Here is a 16,278-nt window from a genome sequence, read left to right on the forward strand (position 1 = left end):
TCTCGCGCGTATATAATATAAAAGGTATAAACAACATAAAGAAATACAATATATGAAAACAATATCAAGATATATAATGACGCTCGCACTGCTACTCACGGCAGTCGGCGGAGCGTGGGCGGACGAGACGCCGCTCTTAACGATTGAGAGCAAAGATTACCAGTCCTTCAAGAGCGGGAGCATGACCTTCGACGACAAGGTCACCGTCACCTTCAGTGGCGAGGTTTTCAACGACGGCGACGAGGAAGGATGGTATGCTGGTTCAGCATCGCTGCTGACCGTGGCTGGCACCAATGGCTACACCATCACCAGTTGCAAGTTCTACACCGGATACGGCATCGCAGTGACTGGCTACACCGTTGAGGGAGAGAGCCCCTCGGTATATCTCTATGCAGCGGAGGTCTACACCGATAATAGCAAATCAGTGAGTTTAGGCTCAAACGGCGTTACGAAGATCGAGGTCTACGGCGCCGCCGCCGCCACAGACCCTAACGCTGTGACGGCAGCAGAGATTAACTCTGATTTATATTCTGGCTGGAAATCAATAGACGAAAAGTTGATTAAGGCGAGCGAATTGCCTGGCTTCCAAGCTGTCACAGAGGATCAGGCAAAGAGTTGGACTGGCGTACCGAGTACCGGTGCAGTCATACTATTTTATGAATTTGTAGCAGATGGAAATGTTAAAGTCGTAAGATTTGAGGACGGAGTATATGACTCATCATACGAAGAGAATGATTTAAGATGCTATGATATCTATGAGGATATCGCATATAATTATACAAAGTACTTCTACACCACAGGCCCCGCCCCAGCCGAGCCCGACGTCGAGGTGACCACCAACAAGGCTGAGAACGATACCGTCTTCACTGAGGCATCGTTCACCATGCCCGCCTTCGACGCCACGGCCGAGTACGAACTGGTGCGCGACATGAGCATCCAGATGACCGCCACCATGGGCGACGGCACCGACGGCCTGCGCTACCGCGTGAAGAAGGCAGAGCAGGGCGAAGGCTATGAGCCCGCCGAGATGAACATGTTGCAGGTGCTGGCACTCGTAGAAGTGTACGACGGCATCGAGCAGAAAGACCTCACACTGAATCAGGACTACTACTGCCGCATCTATAAGCTCGACGAGCAGACACTCCAGCCCGAAGGCGACGGCGTCAAGCTTGCCGACTTCGACTTCGCCCCCGGCCTCTACGCCCTTAAGGCCTTCGCCAATGTCGGTAGCAACTACGACGGCGAGACCGCCCTCAGCAACACCTTCCAGCTCTTCCAGGGCTACGAAATCACCGTACCCGCAGGCGAGTTCGTCACCTACTACAAGGACGAGCCCCTGCGCATCGAGGACCAGGAAGCCGATCTCTACACCATCCAGAGCGTCAGCGCCGACCAGGCCGTGCTGAGCAGCCCCAGCGACGCCATGCCCGCCCTCACCCCGATGCTCATCTACAACAAGAGCCAGCAGGAGAAGGTCATCCTCCTCATCCCATGCGCCGAGCCCGACCAGGCCATCACCGTAGCACCTGAGTTCCAGGGCACCCTGACCGGCACCACCATCGCCGCCAGCACCGACGCCCAGACCAACTACGCCTTCAACGGCAAGGCCTTCGTCTTCGTGAAGAACGACCTCGCCATCGGCGCCAACAAGGCATGGCTGAGCATCAACACTGGCGTGCCCAGCGCACGAATCACGCTGGTATTCGACGAGACCACGAAGATTACGAACACGAATATCACGAATATCACGAATGGCAACTGGTACGACCTGAACGGACGCAAGCTCGACAAGATGCCGACGAAGAAGGGAGTTTACATCATGAACGGACGTAAAGTCGTGGTGAAGTAAAGACTCTCCCCCGACCCCTCCCTGTGGAGGGAGGGGAGTAGTAAGAAAAGAATAATGCGTGATTGATAGTAAATAAAATACGTACAGAGTGACTTCCCCCTCCCTCAACAGGGAGGGACGGGGAGGGTCCAAAAATTTATATATGAATATGAAACAAAAGATATTTTCATTGCTCGTGCTGCTGGTGACGGCAGTGACGGGCGCGTGGGCGCAGACCACCTACACCGTGGCCGGCAACAACTCAGCCATGTTTGGCTCGGTTTGGGATGCTTCTTACACCGCCAATGACATGACGAAGAACGATGATGGCACCTACAGCATCACCTACACCAACGTCTATCTCGAAGATGAGGTGCAATACAAGGTCGTGAAGGATCACAGCTGGAATGAGGCATATCCTGATGGTGATAACCGCGTTATCACTATCGCTAAGGCTGGCACCTACACCTTGACCATACACTTCAACCCAACTACCCATGAAGTATATGAGACGATGCCTGGCGTCGCTCCGAGCTATAACCTTACCGTGGGCACGAACGCTCAGGGAACCGTGAAGTTCTACGTGGGCGAGGCCGAAGTGACAAAGGCTGAGGAAGGCGCCACCGTAACGGTAGCGATTGAGCCCAACACGGGCTGGAGCGTAGGCGGACTGCAGGGACTGTGGTACGCTGCCGAGGGTAGCGCCAAGGCTCCCCGCCGCGTACAGGCTGGCTTGGACCTGCTGAAGGACTTTGAGCTGGAGCCCGTCACAGGCAACCCCAACGCCTTCACGTTCGTGATGAAGCGCGCTAATGCCGAAATCTCGGTGAACTACCGCAAGCTGCTCACACACACCGACATCACCATCGAGGACATCGCAGCCGTGACCTACACCGGTCAGGCACTGACACCCGACGTCACCGTGAAGGACGGCACCACCGTTCTTACCAAGGACACCGACTTCAGCGTAAGCTATGAGGACAACGAGAACGTCGGCACGGGTAAGGCTACCATCGTAGGTATCGGCAACTATAGCGGACAGGTGGAGAAGACATTCACCATCAACAAGGCCGACATCACGCCTACGGCTCCCACTGCCCTTGAGAACCTGGCCTACAACACACAGGCTCAGACGCTGATCAGCGCCGGACAGGCCGAGGGCGGCGAGATGCAGTACTCGCTGGACGGCACGACCTATGCTACCACCCTGCCTCAGGGCACGAACGCCGGAAGCTACACCGTATTCTATAAGGTGGTGGGCGATGCCAACCACAACGACGTTGCCCCCGCATTCATCAACGTGGCCATCTACAAGGCTGCGCTGACCAACGTGCTGCTGGAGCAGACCAATCTGGTGTACAACCAGCAGGAGCAGTCGCCCATCATCACCAGCGTGAAGGCCGGTGAACTGGTGGTGCCCGCAACTGACTATACCGTTTCTGGTTCTGCCACCAACGTAGGTACTTACACCATGACCGTTAAGGCCAAGGAGAGCGCTGAAAACTTCACGGGTACGGCAACGGCTCAGTACAGCATCGTGGCTGCCGACGCCAACCTGTTCAACATCACGCTGGGCACGAGCGAATTTACCTTTAACGGCACAGAGCTGAAGCCCACCGTTACTGTGAAGGACGGTTCAGCCGTCCTTGTCGAGAATACCGACTACACGCTGGCTTTCACCAACAACGTGAACGTGGGTACGGCTACCGTTACCGCAACGGGTATCGGTAACTACAGCGGCACGAAGACCGCTACCTACGCCATCATTAAGGCTGACATCACACCGACCGCTCCTACTGCACAGACCGGACTCGTCTATACCACCCAGCCACAGGCGCTGATTGCTGCCGGACAGGCACAGGGCGGCGAGATGCAGTACTCACTCGACAACGAGACTTGGAGCACGAACATTCCTACTGGCACCGAAGCCAAGGAATACACCGTTTACTACAAGGTGGTGGCCGATGCCAACCACAACGACGTGGCTGCACAGAACTTCAAGGTGACCATCGAACAGGCCATCCTGACCGCCGCTACGCTGACCGAGACGAACTTCATCTACAACCAGCAGGAGCAGACCGCACTGGTGGCTATCGTCAGCGCCGGAGCTATCACCGTTCCCGATGCAGGCTACGAGATTGCCGACAACAAGGCAACGAACGTGGGCAACTACACCGCCACGCTGACCGGTAAGGGCAACTTCAAGGGCTCTGTAACCGCAAACTGGAGCATCGTGGCTGCCAACGCCAACCTCTTTGAACTGACACTGGGCACTACAGAATACACCTACGACGGCACAGCCAAGACCCCGACCGTCACTGTGAAGGACGGTTCAGCCGTTCTTGTCGAGGGCACCGACTACACGCTGGCTTACACCGCCAACACGAACGCCGGAACCGCTACCGTTACCGTAACAGGTAAGGGCAACTACAGCGGCACAAAGACGGCTACCTTCACCATCAAGACCGCCAACATCACCCCGACAGCTCCTACAGCAAAGACAGGACTGGTGTTCAACGCACTGCCTCAGACGCTGATTTCCGCAGGTAGCGCACAGGGCGGCGAGATGCAGTACTCTCTCGACAACGTGAACTACTCTACTTCTCTGCCTTCGGGCTTCGAGGCCAAGGAATACACCGTTTACTACAAGGTGGTGGCCGATGCCAACCACAACGACATGGCTGCACAGAGCTTCAAGGTGACCATCGCACAGGCCGAACTGACCGAACTGATACTGGCTCAGACCACTCTGACCTACAACCAGCAGGAGCAGACCGTGGCCGTGGCAAGCGTGAAGGCAGGCAATCTGCCTGTGGCTGCCGACAGCTACGAAGTGAGCGGCAATAAGGGCACAAACGTAGACGAATACACCGTAACCGTTACAGGTAAGGGCAACTTCAAGGGCGAGGCTACTGCCAAGTTCAACATCGTTCCTGCCGAGGCCGAGGCTGAGTTCGAGATTACACTGGGTACAACCGAGTACATCTACGACGGCACAGCCAAGATGCCTACCGTAACTGTGAAGGACGGTTCAGCCGTCCTTGTCGAGGGCACCGACTACACGCTGGCTTACACCGCCAACACGAACGCCGGAACCGCTACCGTTACCGCAACAGGTAAGGGTAACTACAGCGGCACACAGACGGCTACCTTCACCATCAAGCCCGCTACGCTGACCAGCGTAACGCTCGCTCAGACAGAGTTCCAGTACAACCTGTTCGGCCCTGTGGCACAGACAGCCGAGATTGCTGAGGTGAAGGCCGGCAACCTGACCGTTCCTGCCGAACAGTACGAGGTAGAGGGCAACACACAGACCGATCCGGGCACGTACACCGTGACCGTAACGGGTAAGACCAACTTCCAGGGCACCGTAACGGCAGACTTCGTCATCAAGGACCAAGTGGTTGACGGCGAAGGCGAGAAGACCGAGAGCGGCGAGGAAGTGGACGACATCGATATGACCGTGAGCGTGGTGGATCGCACACAGCAAACGCTGAACATCGACAACATCACAGAGGCTACGCCCAATGCCGATGGCATCACCGTAGAGATTCCCGCCACCGTCAACGGTTGGAGCGTGGTGAGCATTGCTCCGGGCGCTATGGCCGGCTTGAACAACGTAACGGATATCATCATGCCCGACACAGAGGCTCCCATCGCTGTGGGCGAGGGCGCATTCCCCGGCACGGCTACCATCCACACCACACTGGCTATGCTCGACGACTACGCCCTGATGGCAAGCCTGAAGGACAACTACGAGGGCGCGAAGGTGGTTTGCACCGTGACCCCCGCGAACAAGTACTGGACGCTGGGTACTGGCTGTGATGTCATCATCCCCGACGGCATCGACGTTTACACCGTGCAGGTGAAGAACAGCGCCGAGGTGGCTACGGAGATTGTGCCCGAAGACCAACTGAAGTACGGCAACGAGCGCATCATCAAGGCTAACAACGGCGTATTGCTGCTTGGCACCGCCGGACAGACCTACGACCTGGTGGCCTACAGCGGACGCATTGCCAGCGGTATGCCCGTGGCAACGAGCGACAACAAGGACTATGGTCAGAAGAACTGCCTGGAGCCCGTCATCGAGAAGAAGCACTACGACAGCGGTCACTACTTCGTGCTGCAGAACAACGAGTTCCACGCCATCCTGGCAGAGGGTGACGAGGTGAAGGTACCCGCCGGCAAGGCTGTGCTGCACCTGGGCAACGACCAGGCCGGTGCTAACTCTCGCGTGCTGAAGATCGACAGCGAGGCTACTGGTATTAACGAAATCAGAGATGCTAAGGATGTGAACAACGATTGCTTCTACGATCTGAGTGGCCGCAGAGTCATCAAGGGCTTGAAGGGCATATATATCCAGAACGGACGCAAAGTTGTGGTAAAGTGAGAGTGATTTAAGGGTCGCTTCGCTCAAAATTATAAAAAAATTGAATCAAAAAATTGTAAAAGGAGTGCTCTTCGAGCAGAAATCTGACAAATCTGACCAAATCGAACAGAATATATTTTAAACACGAATTGCCAAAAATTGAACACGAAGGCCGAAGGGCTCGCGAGCAACAGCGAGAACGAAGTGGCAATTATCCATGAATTAATTATATGAGAAATTATATGGGCAATTAAATGACAATTCTTGCTTAGGCAAGCGACCAAAGGTCGAATTCATGTTAAAAGAAAAAGATTTTGTAAGATTTGATAAAATTTGAAAGATTTCTCCGACGACAGTCGGACTCCAAAGAAAGAAAAGAATTCTTATAATTTTTGAAATAAATTTTCTTATAATTTTGAGCCGAAGGCGACCAAACAAAGAAATATAATGAATTCAAGTATATGAAAAAAAGAGTATTGATTCTTGTACTGTTCTGCATGGCGCTGACAGGTGCCAAGGCGCAGACAACGAGAGACTCGGTGGCCTTCCAGCCCCACTGGTTCGTCCAGCCCCAGGTGGGTGTGGGCTACCATGTCGGCGAGGCCAAGTTCTCGAAGCTGCTGTCGCCTACTGCCGCGCTTAGCGTGGGCCGTCAGTTCTCGCCGGTCTTCGGCCTGCGCCTCGGTGCGTCGGGCTGGGAGGCTCGCAACTGGCAGACTCACCCCGTGGCAGAGTATAAATGGAACTATGTGCAGGCCAATCTGGACGCTACGGTGTCGCTGACCAACCTCATCTGGGGTTGGGATGCCGACCGCAAGTGGAACGTCTATGGACTGGCTGGCGTGGGACTGAATATCGCGTTCAAGAACGACGATGCCAACAAGCTGGCTGCCCAGAACGAGAGTGCGGGCATACCTGCACTGGCCAACGGTGGCTTCGAGAAGCTGTGGGACGGCACGAAGCTGTTCCCTGCCGGACGACTGGGCGCCGGCATCGAGTACGCCCTCTCTGAGCGCGTGGCGCTCGGATTGGAGTACAACGCGAACGTGCTGCCCGACAAGTGGAACTCGAAAAAGGGCAAGAACGACAACCTCGACTGGCAGCAGAACCTGCTCGTGGGTGTGAAGATTGCGCTCGGCAAGACGCGCAAGCACATCACCATAGAGGAGCCGCAGCCTATAGTGGAGCCAGAGCCGGTGGTGGAACCCGAGCCGGAGCCACAGCCTGAGACACAGGCCGTGGTAGAGGAGAAGAAGCCCGAGCCGGTGGCAGAGCCTGTACCAGAGATGCCTGAGGTGAAGGTGTTCTTCGCCGCCAGCTCATCGAAGCTGGAGCCTGCAGAGGCCGAGAAGCTGCAGCCAGTACTGGACTACCTGAAGAAGTACACGGAGAAGAACGCTGTCATCAGCGGCTACGCCTCTACCGATGGTCAGAAGGCTTACAACCAGCGTCTGTCCAACCGTCGCGCCAAGGCAGTAAAGAAGTGGCTCATCGACAACGGCATCGATGCCAGCCGCATAAAAGCTGAGGGCAAGGGCGAAGTGGACTTCGGCAGCCGCAAGGATAGCAGAATGGCAACGGTGATACAAATTGAGTAGGGCCTACCCCTAACCCCCTCCCGAAGGGAAGGGGAATAGAATAGAAACGAACATAATATTTCAAGAAACGAATTTGTCTAATTAAATTTAATTTGAAACACGAATTATTTATTAAACCACAGATTACGCAGATGACACAGATTATTTATTTTGGATTTTGTCGCAAAGCGACAGATTACAGATTATTGCCTTTCGGCGGCTTTAGTCGCAGTAATCCAAATATAATCGAAAACAATGCGCAGCAAAAATCCGTTAAATCTGTTCAATCTGTGGTCGATAAAAATATAAATTCGAAAAATTCGATTAATTCGTGGTCGAAAAAAATCGTTTAAAAAGACAATTAAGGTGTAATTAATTTAAAAGTATAATAATATGAACAAGAAAGTATTTTTTGCATTGATGATGCCCGCACTGATGCTGGGCGCAGTGTCCTGCACAGACTATCAGGACGACATCGACAAGCTGGGTGCCGAGAATGATGCCCTGCGTAGTTACAACAACCAGACCATCTCGCAGTTGAACAGCGTGGTGTTCCATACCGAGGAGGGTGTGGTGAACATCACCGTGGATCAGCCCGCCGCTGCCACCATTATCTATGAGGTGGAGCCGAAGGCACTGGCCACCACACTGGCAGCAGACATCACCCGTCTGAAGTTCGTGACTCAGCACGATGCTGCCATGGCTATCACCGCTGCAGCAGCAGACGCCTCCAAGGGTACGCTGACCGTTACCGCTACTCCCAGTGGTTTCGACGGCAGCAAGGACTACAGTCTGTCGCTCGTATATAGCGAGAATGAGCGTTCGTACCAGACCGCCTATACTCCCGTGTATGTGGTGACACGTCCAACGGCAGGCAGTCTGGCTATCACCATCCCCACCACCTCCAGCGGTAAGTATGCCGTGGGTGAGAGCTATCAGCTCGGTGCTGTGTTCACACCTGCCTATATCACCGAGACGGATGTGACATGGAGCGTTGACGACACCAGCATCGCCACCATCGATGCCAACGGTGTGCTCACTCCGCTGAAGAACGGCACCGTGACCGTTACCTGCACCTCGAAGGAGAACCCCGCTGCCACAGCCTCGATCACCATCGAGATCACCGGCGGCAACATCCCCTTGAACGAGGGCGGCGTCAGCCAGGGCGGTGCAGAGTAAAAACTACCAATAGGTATTGCTCAGGATAACACTATTGGTGCCTCCCTGACCAGCAATGGCGGGGAGGCTTTTTTTGATGTTTGTATAACAAAGATAAGATTTTCTTGAGATTTTGAGCAAACAATTGCGGAAAATATGTATCTTTGCAACCAGAAACGTAAAACGATACGATTATGGCAGCAATAGGAACACAATTACCCACAGCAGGCCAGCTATTGGTAGGGGTCAGCGACTTGTCGATGATGAACGACATTAAGAAGGCCATCAGCATGCTCAAGGGCGTGACGACGGTGAAGAAGGCTGCGAGTAAGCGAGAGCAGAGCCAAGCTCGCTTGAGCACTGCCGAGCGTAAGCAGGCTCGACCTGGTGTCAAACAGAAGACCAGACCACGCCTCTACGACCCCGAGACGGGCGAGTACCTTAACGACAAGACCATGCAGGTCATTGAGGACGTGCGCAGCGGCAAGGACCAAGGAACGACCTACGAATCGTTCGATGAGTTCAAAAAAGCAATGATGGCGCTATGAAGCAGTACTACCAGATTAAGACCTACAAGCAGTACGACCGAGATGTGAAACTGGCCGTGCGCCGCGGTCTCGATATTGAAAAACTGCTAACGGTAGTTGACATGCTACGCAAAGATGAACCCCTGCCCGCCAACCTGCACAACCACATGCTCAGTGGCGACTACAAGGGCTACTGGGAGTGCCACATCAATCCCGACTGGTTGCTGCTCTACGAGAAGGACACCGAGATACGCATTATTTCGCTCTACCGCACGGGCACCCACGCCGACATCTTCGGCAAAGGCAAGAAACGGTAGCATCCCGACATTATTTCCCCAAGACATAATATCCGCCGAGACATCCGAAAGGATGGGCTCGGCGAATTTTTTGACATCGGAAAGAAATGCTTTTATTTTAAGAAACGAATTGCCATAATTGCCAATAATTTACCATAATTATTGGTTCACCGGCAAAACTCTGCGTCTGGATTTAAACAAAAAACAAAATAACACCATTAAAGAGATTGTACTCTTGTCAGAGTACTAACGGTATTAGCGCCAAACTTCCTTGAGAGCAAGCTCTCAGACAAGTTTTCCGCTTATCCCGTTACCCCTTAGGGAACTTAATCTTTTTAATGGAAAAAACATAAAAAAGGGTTCTTTTAGTCGGCGTTCCGCCTTTGTAAAAGCGGCAGAGCCGAGCGTTTAAGGTTTTTGTAAAACTGCAAACATAGGTATTTAAAATGGGACTGAAGGTTACAGAATTGCGATGTGTTATAGTCAGGGGTGCGATGTGGTTCTGACAATACCATTTTACAAACTCGTCGAGTTTGGTGACCAAAGTCGACGACTTTGGTTTTCAGGGTAGTAAAAACAAGAATACAATGTAGTCTATAGTCATCTATAGTCTATAGTCTAAAACTGTAGTCTGTGGTCATTTCCTGAAGTATTTACCGATGACAGGCAGGTTGGACAGCGACTATTCGATGATGGTTTGCGCCCAGAGGGGAATGTCGTCGGTGTAGCGCTTGAAAGGCTTGCCGTCGGTCATGCGAAACAGCAGACGTGCCTCGGTGTCATCGATAGAGTTGTCATAGACGTACACACGGTCGGAGATAGCGGCCACGCGCTTGCAGTTGAGTATCGACTTCTGATAGCGAGAAATAATCTTGGGAATGGGCACGTCGTGACCGCCCTTCATCACACGCTTGGCTATACGTGATGAGTTGATTGATGGGTGAGTGGTAGACACGAAGAAGATGCGAATGAAATAGCCTGCCGCATGAGCGCGTCGAATGAAGTCCACCTTTCCTTCGGACGATAGCACCGTCTCGAATATCAGACTCTGCTGGTTTCGCAGACATTCCTCGCGCTGCTCCTCGCAGTACTGGGCGGCCTGAAGCACGGCCTCGGGCGAGTTCCAATCGCCGAAGCGGTCCTGCGCCACCTGGTCGGGATTGATGTAGAGCGCATTCTCTAACCATTCGTGCTTGAGGATCTTCGAGGTAATTGTCGTCTTGCCTGACCCGTTTGGGCCGGCAATCACGATGAGTACGGGGCGGTGTTCGGTCTTACTCATGGCTATCTGATGTTTGCGGCAGCCTGCCTCAGTTCTTCGAAATAGCGTTGTGTCGCCTCTGCATTCGTCTCGCGTGCCTCCTCTGCGGCCTCGCGCATCAATTGCGAGAGCACCTCGTCGGTAGGCTCCTCCGTGCTGGTAAGCTTGTAAGTGTCGATGCTCATATCTTTTTTCGTTAAGACTTTCTGGTTGCAAAGATAGTGCAAATAGATTAAAGTTCCAAATATTTCCCCAAAATGTAGTTAGGACTACTGAAAAGACATCAGATGTTTTTTTGACTATAGACTATAGATTTAGACTATAGACTACAGACTTTAGATTTTTAGATTTTTTCAATCACCGGCAAAACTTTGTGTTTAGATTTTTACAAAAACCAGAAAAACACCATTAAAAAGGGTTCTTTTAGTCGGCGTTCCGCCTTTGTAAAAGCGGCAGAGCCGAGCGTTTAAGGTTTTTGTAAAACTGCAAACATAGGTATTTAAAATGGGACTGAAGGTTACAGAATTGCGATGTGTTATAGTCAGGGGTGCGATGTGGTTCTGACAATACCATTTTACAAACTCGTCGAGTTTGGTGACCAAAGTCGACGAGTTTGGTCACCAAAGTCGACGACTTTGGTTTTCAGGGTAGTAAAAACAAGAATACGAGGATGTCAAAACTATATTATAGAACTGTCAGAAAAGAGGGTGTATCAAAACACAAGATTTAATTAAAAACAACGGATTTCACTCTAAGTTTGCAGCGTCTAAGAAAAATATTGTATAAATCTTGCTTAGTAAGGTCAGGTTCCCTACCTTTGTTGTAAGAAGGAGGAACCGGCCTGCTGGAGAGGGAAACTCTGGATTTCACAGGGACAAGCCCATGATCTGTATCAGTCCTCCCAGCCACGTTGCAAGCTCTGATAGAATGATAACGGCTTCGAGCCTATTTAGAGTGTAGAGTCAATGCAACTATGCCGATTCCTATAAAACGATACAAAGGTATGAAAAAAATCTTTATCGGCATCGATTTCTCCAAAGAAAAGTTTGATGCAACGGTCATAAAGGCCGAGGGAGTCGAGGAACGTGCAGAGAGACAGCACGAGGTGTTTGACAATAAGGTGAGTGGTTTCCGTCGCCTGCTTAGATGGGTGAAGTCCGTTGTGGACGAGCAGGACACTGGACTCTGGCTGTTCTGCGGAGAGAACACTGGCGGTTACAGCAGGGCACTATGCAACTATCTCTACGGAAGTGGTTATGACATGTGGTTGGAAAATGCCCTGAGCATCAAGCGCAGCTCTGCCCTGCAGCGTACGAAAAGCGACAAGGCCGATGCAGGCATTATTGCAGAGTATGCCATGCGCAACTACGACCAGATGCGCCTGTACAAGCCTCTGGACAAGAATCTGGAGCGTCTTCGTGAAGTATTTCTCTATAGGCATAATCTGGTCAAACTAAAGGCGAGCATGACAGTGCGCAAGGGTGAGAAGAAACAGACACAGGAGAAGTCCGACATCAGCCGTTTCATGGCTATGAGCAGCAAACATCTCATCAGTGAGTTTAACAAGAAAATAGCAGAATGCGATATGAGAATAGAAAAGATTATAAGTGAGGATGAGGAGCTGCGCAGGAACTTCGAGATCATCACTTCTGTTCCTGGAGTAGGCACACAGAACGCCGTTTGCCTGATGGTCTATACAGACAACTTCAGCCGCTTTGACTTCGATTCTCGAAAGATAGCCTGCTACTACGGAGTAGCACCCTTTGGCCGACAGTCTGGCACAAGTGTAAACACGCCGCCACATGTAAGCCCATTTGCAAACAAGCTCATCAAGGCACTGCTCACACAGGCTGCATTGGCATCCATCCACTTTTGTCCTCAGATGGCCATATACTACCATAGGCTTGTCGAAGTTGGCAAGAAGAAGCCCGTTGCCGTGAATAACGTAAAGAACAAACTATTACATGTCATTACGGCTATGGTAAGGAATGGAGAAAAATACAACCCAGATTATGACTATCATGCAGCGCTTGAGGCTGCATGAAGTCGGGAGTGTTAAAAATATAGTTAAAACAGAAAAAATATTAGGAATTTAACATAGAATGCGGATTTTACGGATTTAAGCCCTACTGATAATCAGTAACTTAGAAAATCCGTTTAATCCGTGAAATCCGTTGTGGTTAATTATGACACGTCCTCATAGTCTAAAGTCTATAGTCATCTATAGTCTATAGTCTAAAACTATAGTCTGTGGTCATTTCCTGAAGTATTTACCGATGACAGGCAGGTTGGACAGCGACTATTCGATGATGGTTTGCGCCCAGAGGGGAATGTCGTCGGTGTAGCGCTTGAAAGGCTTGCCGTCGGTCATGCGAAACAGCAGACGTGCCTCGGTGTCATCGATAGAGTTGTCATAGACGTACACACGGTCGGAGATAGCCGCCACGCGCTTGCAGTTGAGTATCGACTTCTGATAGCGAGAAATAATCTTGGGAATGGGCACGTCGTGACCGCCCTTCATCACACGCTTGGCTATACGTGATGAGTTGATTGATGGGTGAGTGGTAGACACGAAGAAGATGCGAATGAAATAGCCTGCCGCATGAGCGCGTCGAATGAAGTCCACCTTTCCTTCGGACGATAGCACCGTCTCGAATATCAGACTCTGCTGGTTTCGCAGACATTCCTCGCGCTGCTCCTCGCAGTACTGGGCGGCCTGAAGCACGGCCTCGGGCGAGTTCCAATCGCCGAAGCGGTCCTGCGCCACCTGGTCGGGATTGATGTAGAGCGCATTCTCTAACCATTCGTGCTTGAGGATCTTCGAGGTAATTGTCGTCTTGCCTGACCCGTTTGGGCCGGCAATCACGATGAGTACGGGGCGGTGTTCGGTCTTACTCATGGCTATCTGATGTTTGCGGCAGCCTGCCTCAGTTCTTCGAAATAGCGTTGTGTCGCCTCTGCATTCGTCTCGCGTGCCTCCTCTGCGGCCTCGCGCATCAATTGCGAGAGCACCTCGTCGGTAGGCTCCTCCGTGCTGGTAAGCTTGTAAGTGTCGATGCTCATATCTTTTTTCGTTAAGACTTTCTGGTTGCAAAGATAGTGCAAATAGATTAAAGTTCCAAATATTTCCCCAAAATGTAGTTAGGACTACCGAAAAGACATCAGATGTTTTTTGACTATAGACTATAGATTTAGACTATAGACTACAGACTTTAGATTTTTAGATTTTTTCAATCACCGGCAAAACTTTGTGTTTAGATTTTTACAAAAACGGTTCTTCTTCAATTTAGTTGAAAAAGCAGCAATAGTTCGATGCATTGAAAATCATGTTTCTTTAAGTGTTTAAGAGGAGACAGAATGAAATGTATTGTCGGCTTCCATATTAAACTTAATTAACTAACTATCAAGTATTTACAGTAAATAAAATTAGGATATTTGACATATTTTTTGTACCTTTATGTCGCCAAACAAGTGGTTCAAAATCATGTCAAAACATCCTAATAGCGACAAAAGTACTAATAATAATTGTCATAACCAAACTTTAGAGGCATCAAATAACGACAACCTCAAAATTTCTTCCCTGTATCCGAATGCAGAACTCAGCATAGAGGATGTGGAGGTGCTTCCAGATACCATCCATATATATGCTCGTAGTTCTCTCTCCTATGGTATCTGCCCATATTGCGGCAGTCACAGTAAAAAGATACACAGCAGATATATGCGTCACGTTACAGACCTTCCCATACTCGGCAGGCGCACTATTCTTCATCTAGAGATGCGTAAGTTCTTCTGCCACGATGAAGATTGCAGCCACAAGACTTTTGCGGAGCAGCCTGGGACGGAGGTATTCCGATACCGTAGAAGAAGCAGGCGCTGTGAGGTTTTGGTGTCAAAACTGTCACTTGACTCATCGGCAGGCAAGAGCAGCAGCCATCTTCGTATAATGGGAATACCTATTAGCAGGGCAACTGTCCTTCGCGACATCCACCGCATGCCTCTTCCCGTATATCCGGATATCGATCGGATAGGTGTTGACGACTGGGCTTTCCGTAAGGGCGTATCCTATGGTAGCGTGATTGTCAATCTGCGGACGGGTATGATCATAGACCTGTTAGGTAATCGTGAGGAGGAAACTTTCAGGGAGTGGCTGGACAGACACATAAAGGTGCAGATTGTCAGTCGTGACAGATCCACCGACTACTCTGCTGCCGTCGCAAGTACCAAGCGCCTGATCAAGGAGGTTGCCGACCACTTTCATCTAGTAAAGAATGCCTCCGATATGATAGCACGTGTTGTCAGTGAAAACTACGAGGATTACAGGATGTTAGTCATGGGAGAACGCAAGACCAACGATATCAGTAATGGCACCAACGTGCAACGGCAGGCAAAATTCAATCAGGTCAAGATTCTACAGGCCAAGGGTATGAGCAAGGGTGAGATAGTCAAAGCTACCGGCATATTCTATACAACTGTACAGTCGTATATGGACATCACATCATTACCTGCCCGTAAGAGCAATGCCCAAGTTGACTTCTCAATGCACGAGGCCTATGTGGAGACGGAATACGCCAAAGGCAGGCCTCTGTCCAAGATATTCAAGGACATCAACAAAGATGGTAGCTACAAGTCAATGGGGCCTTATTACCGCCATTTCCATTATTTGTCAGATGGCCATCGGGGACCGCGTAAGACTGAAGAGCAACACGTGCAGGCAAAGCGTGTCGCTGAGGTGTCACACAAAGAACCGCTTTTGCCTATTCACATGATGGCCAATATCATAAATAGGTCTGTAAGAGGCATGAAACTCAATGGGCAAGAGGACACGCTTATCAGAAAATTGCTCTCACTGAAGTGGTTCTCAACTCTGTATTATGCAGTTTCTGAATTCAATGAACTTCTCAAGTCTAATAATCCTAGACGACTTACCAAATGGATAGAAGAATACAGACATACCTCCATTGAAAGGCTTAGACGCTTCGTTGATGGTGTGAACAGAGACCTCAAAGCCGTTATGAACTGCATCGTCTTACCTATATCCAATGGCATTGTCGAAGGATTTGTCAACAAGATAAAGGAGGTCAAACGGTGCATGTATGGCAGGGCTGGACTGGAACTGCTTAAGAGAAAACTTATTCTGGAGCCTCTGCTTTTTCAACTAAATTGAAGAAGAACCACAAAAACCAGAAAAACACCATTAAAAAGGGTTCTTTTAGTCGGCGTTCCGCCTTTGTAAAAGCGACAGAGCCGAGCGTTTAAGGTTTT

The 16,278-nt window shown here is 50.8% G+C and carries 12 protein-coding genes; 8 read left to right on the forward strand and 4 right to left on the reverse strand.

From position 1 onward, the window contains the following. Positions 1 to 52: 52 nt before the first annotated feature. From M1L52_RS04270 to M1L52_RS04295, 6 genes are all read left to right on the forward strand, one after another. Positions 53 to 1,849, forward strand: coding sequence for a hypothetical protein (locus M1L52_RS04270; RefSeq protein WP_248613596.1), 1,797 nt, complete (start codon positions 53 to 55; stop codon positions 1,847 to 1,849). A 148-nt stretch (positions 1,850 to 1,997) separates the two neighbouring features. Beyond that, positions 1,998 to 6,218, forward strand: coding sequence for a hypothetical protein (locus tag M1L52_RS04275; protein ID WP_248613597.1), 4,221 nt, complete (start codon positions 1,998 to 2,000; stop codon positions 6,216 to 6,218). Between the two features lie 440 nt (positions 6,219 to 6,658). Continuing rightward, the gene (locus M1L52_RS04280; protein ID WP_248613598.1) at positions 6,659 to 7,795 is read left to right on the forward strand and encodes an OmpA family protein; all 1,137 of its coding nucleotides are present in this window, start codon (positions 6,659 to 6,661) and stop codon (positions 7,793 to 7,795) included. A gap of 372 nt (positions 7,796 to 8,167) precedes the next feature. Continuing rightward, positions 8,168 to 8,953 (forward strand): Ig-like domain-containing protein, encoded by a 786-nt coding sequence (locus M1L52_RS04285; protein WP_248613599.1) that lies wholly within the window; start codon positions 8,168 to 8,170, stop codon positions 8,951 to 8,953. Positions 8,954 to 9,126: 173 nt separating this feature from the next. Continuing rightward, positions 9,127 to 9,480, forward strand: a complete 354-nt coding sequence (locus M1L52_RS04290) for a hypothetical protein (protein ID WP_248613600.1) — start codon at positions 9,127 to 9,129, stop codon at positions 9,478 to 9,480. Continuing rightward, positions 9,477 to 9,776 (forward strand): type II toxin-antitoxin system YafQ family toxin, encoded by a 300-nt coding sequence (locus M1L52_RS04295; RefSeq protein ID WP_248613601.1) that lies wholly within the window; start codon positions 9,477 to 9,479, stop codon positions 9,774 to 9,776. The genes M1L52_RS04290 and M1L52_RS04295 overlap by 4 nt, the downstream gene beginning before the upstream one ends. Before the next feature lie 661 nt (positions 9,777 to 10,437). Here M1L52_RS04295 and M1L52_RS04300 read toward each other — a convergent pair. Continuing rightward, a complete protein-coding gene (locus tag M1L52_RS04300; protein WP_248613602.1) occupies positions 10,438 to 11,037 on the reverse strand; it encodes a zeta toxin family protein in 600 nt (199 codons plus the stop codon). A gap of 2 nt (positions 11,038 to 11,039) precedes the next feature. After that, positions 11,040 to 11,201 (reverse strand): hypothetical protein, encoded by a 162-nt coding sequence (locus tag M1L52_RS04305; RefSeq protein WP_248613603.1) that lies wholly within the window; start codon positions 11,199 to 11,201, stop codon positions 11,040 to 11,042. Between the two features lie 818 nt (positions 11,202 to 12,019). Here M1L52_RS04305 and M1L52_RS04310 point away from each other — a divergent pair. Continuing rightward, positions 12,020 to 13,060 carry an IS110 family transposase gene (locus tag M1L52_RS04310; RefSeq protein WP_248613034.1) on the forward strand — a complete coding sequence of 347 codons (1,041 nt, stop codon included), beginning with the start codon at positions 12,020 to 12,022 and terminating at the stop codon, positions 13,058 to 13,060. A gap of 255 nt (positions 13,061 to 13,315) precedes the next feature. Here the strand turns inward: M1L52_RS04310 and M1L52_RS04315 are convergent, their stop codons facing one another. After that, entirely contained in the window at positions 13,316 to 13,915 is a 600-nt protein-coding gene (locus M1L52_RS04315; RefSeq protein ID WP_248613602.1) for a zeta toxin family protein, read from the reverse strand. Positions 13,916 to 13,917: 2 nt separating this feature from the next. Next, a complete protein-coding gene (locus tag M1L52_RS04320) occupies positions 13,918 to 14,079 on the reverse strand; it encodes a hypothetical protein (protein ID WP_248613603.1) in 162 nt (53 codons plus the stop codon). A 421-nt stretch (positions 14,080 to 14,500) separates the two neighbouring features. On the opposite strand from M1L52_RS04320, the gene M1L52_RS04325 reads away from it, so the two are divergent. Then, positions 14,501 to 16,180 carry an ISL3 family transposase gene (locus M1L52_RS04325; RefSeq protein WP_248613604.1) on the forward strand — a complete coding sequence of 560 codons (1,680 nt, stop codon included), beginning with the start codon at positions 14,501 to 14,503 and terminating at the stop codon, positions 16,178 to 16,180. Positions 16,181 to 16,278: the final 98 nt, after the last annotated feature.

The organism is Prevotella sp. E13-27, assembly GCF_023217965.1.
Lineage (GTDB): Bacteria > Bacteroidota > Bacteroidia > Bacteroidales > Bacteroidaceae > Prevotella.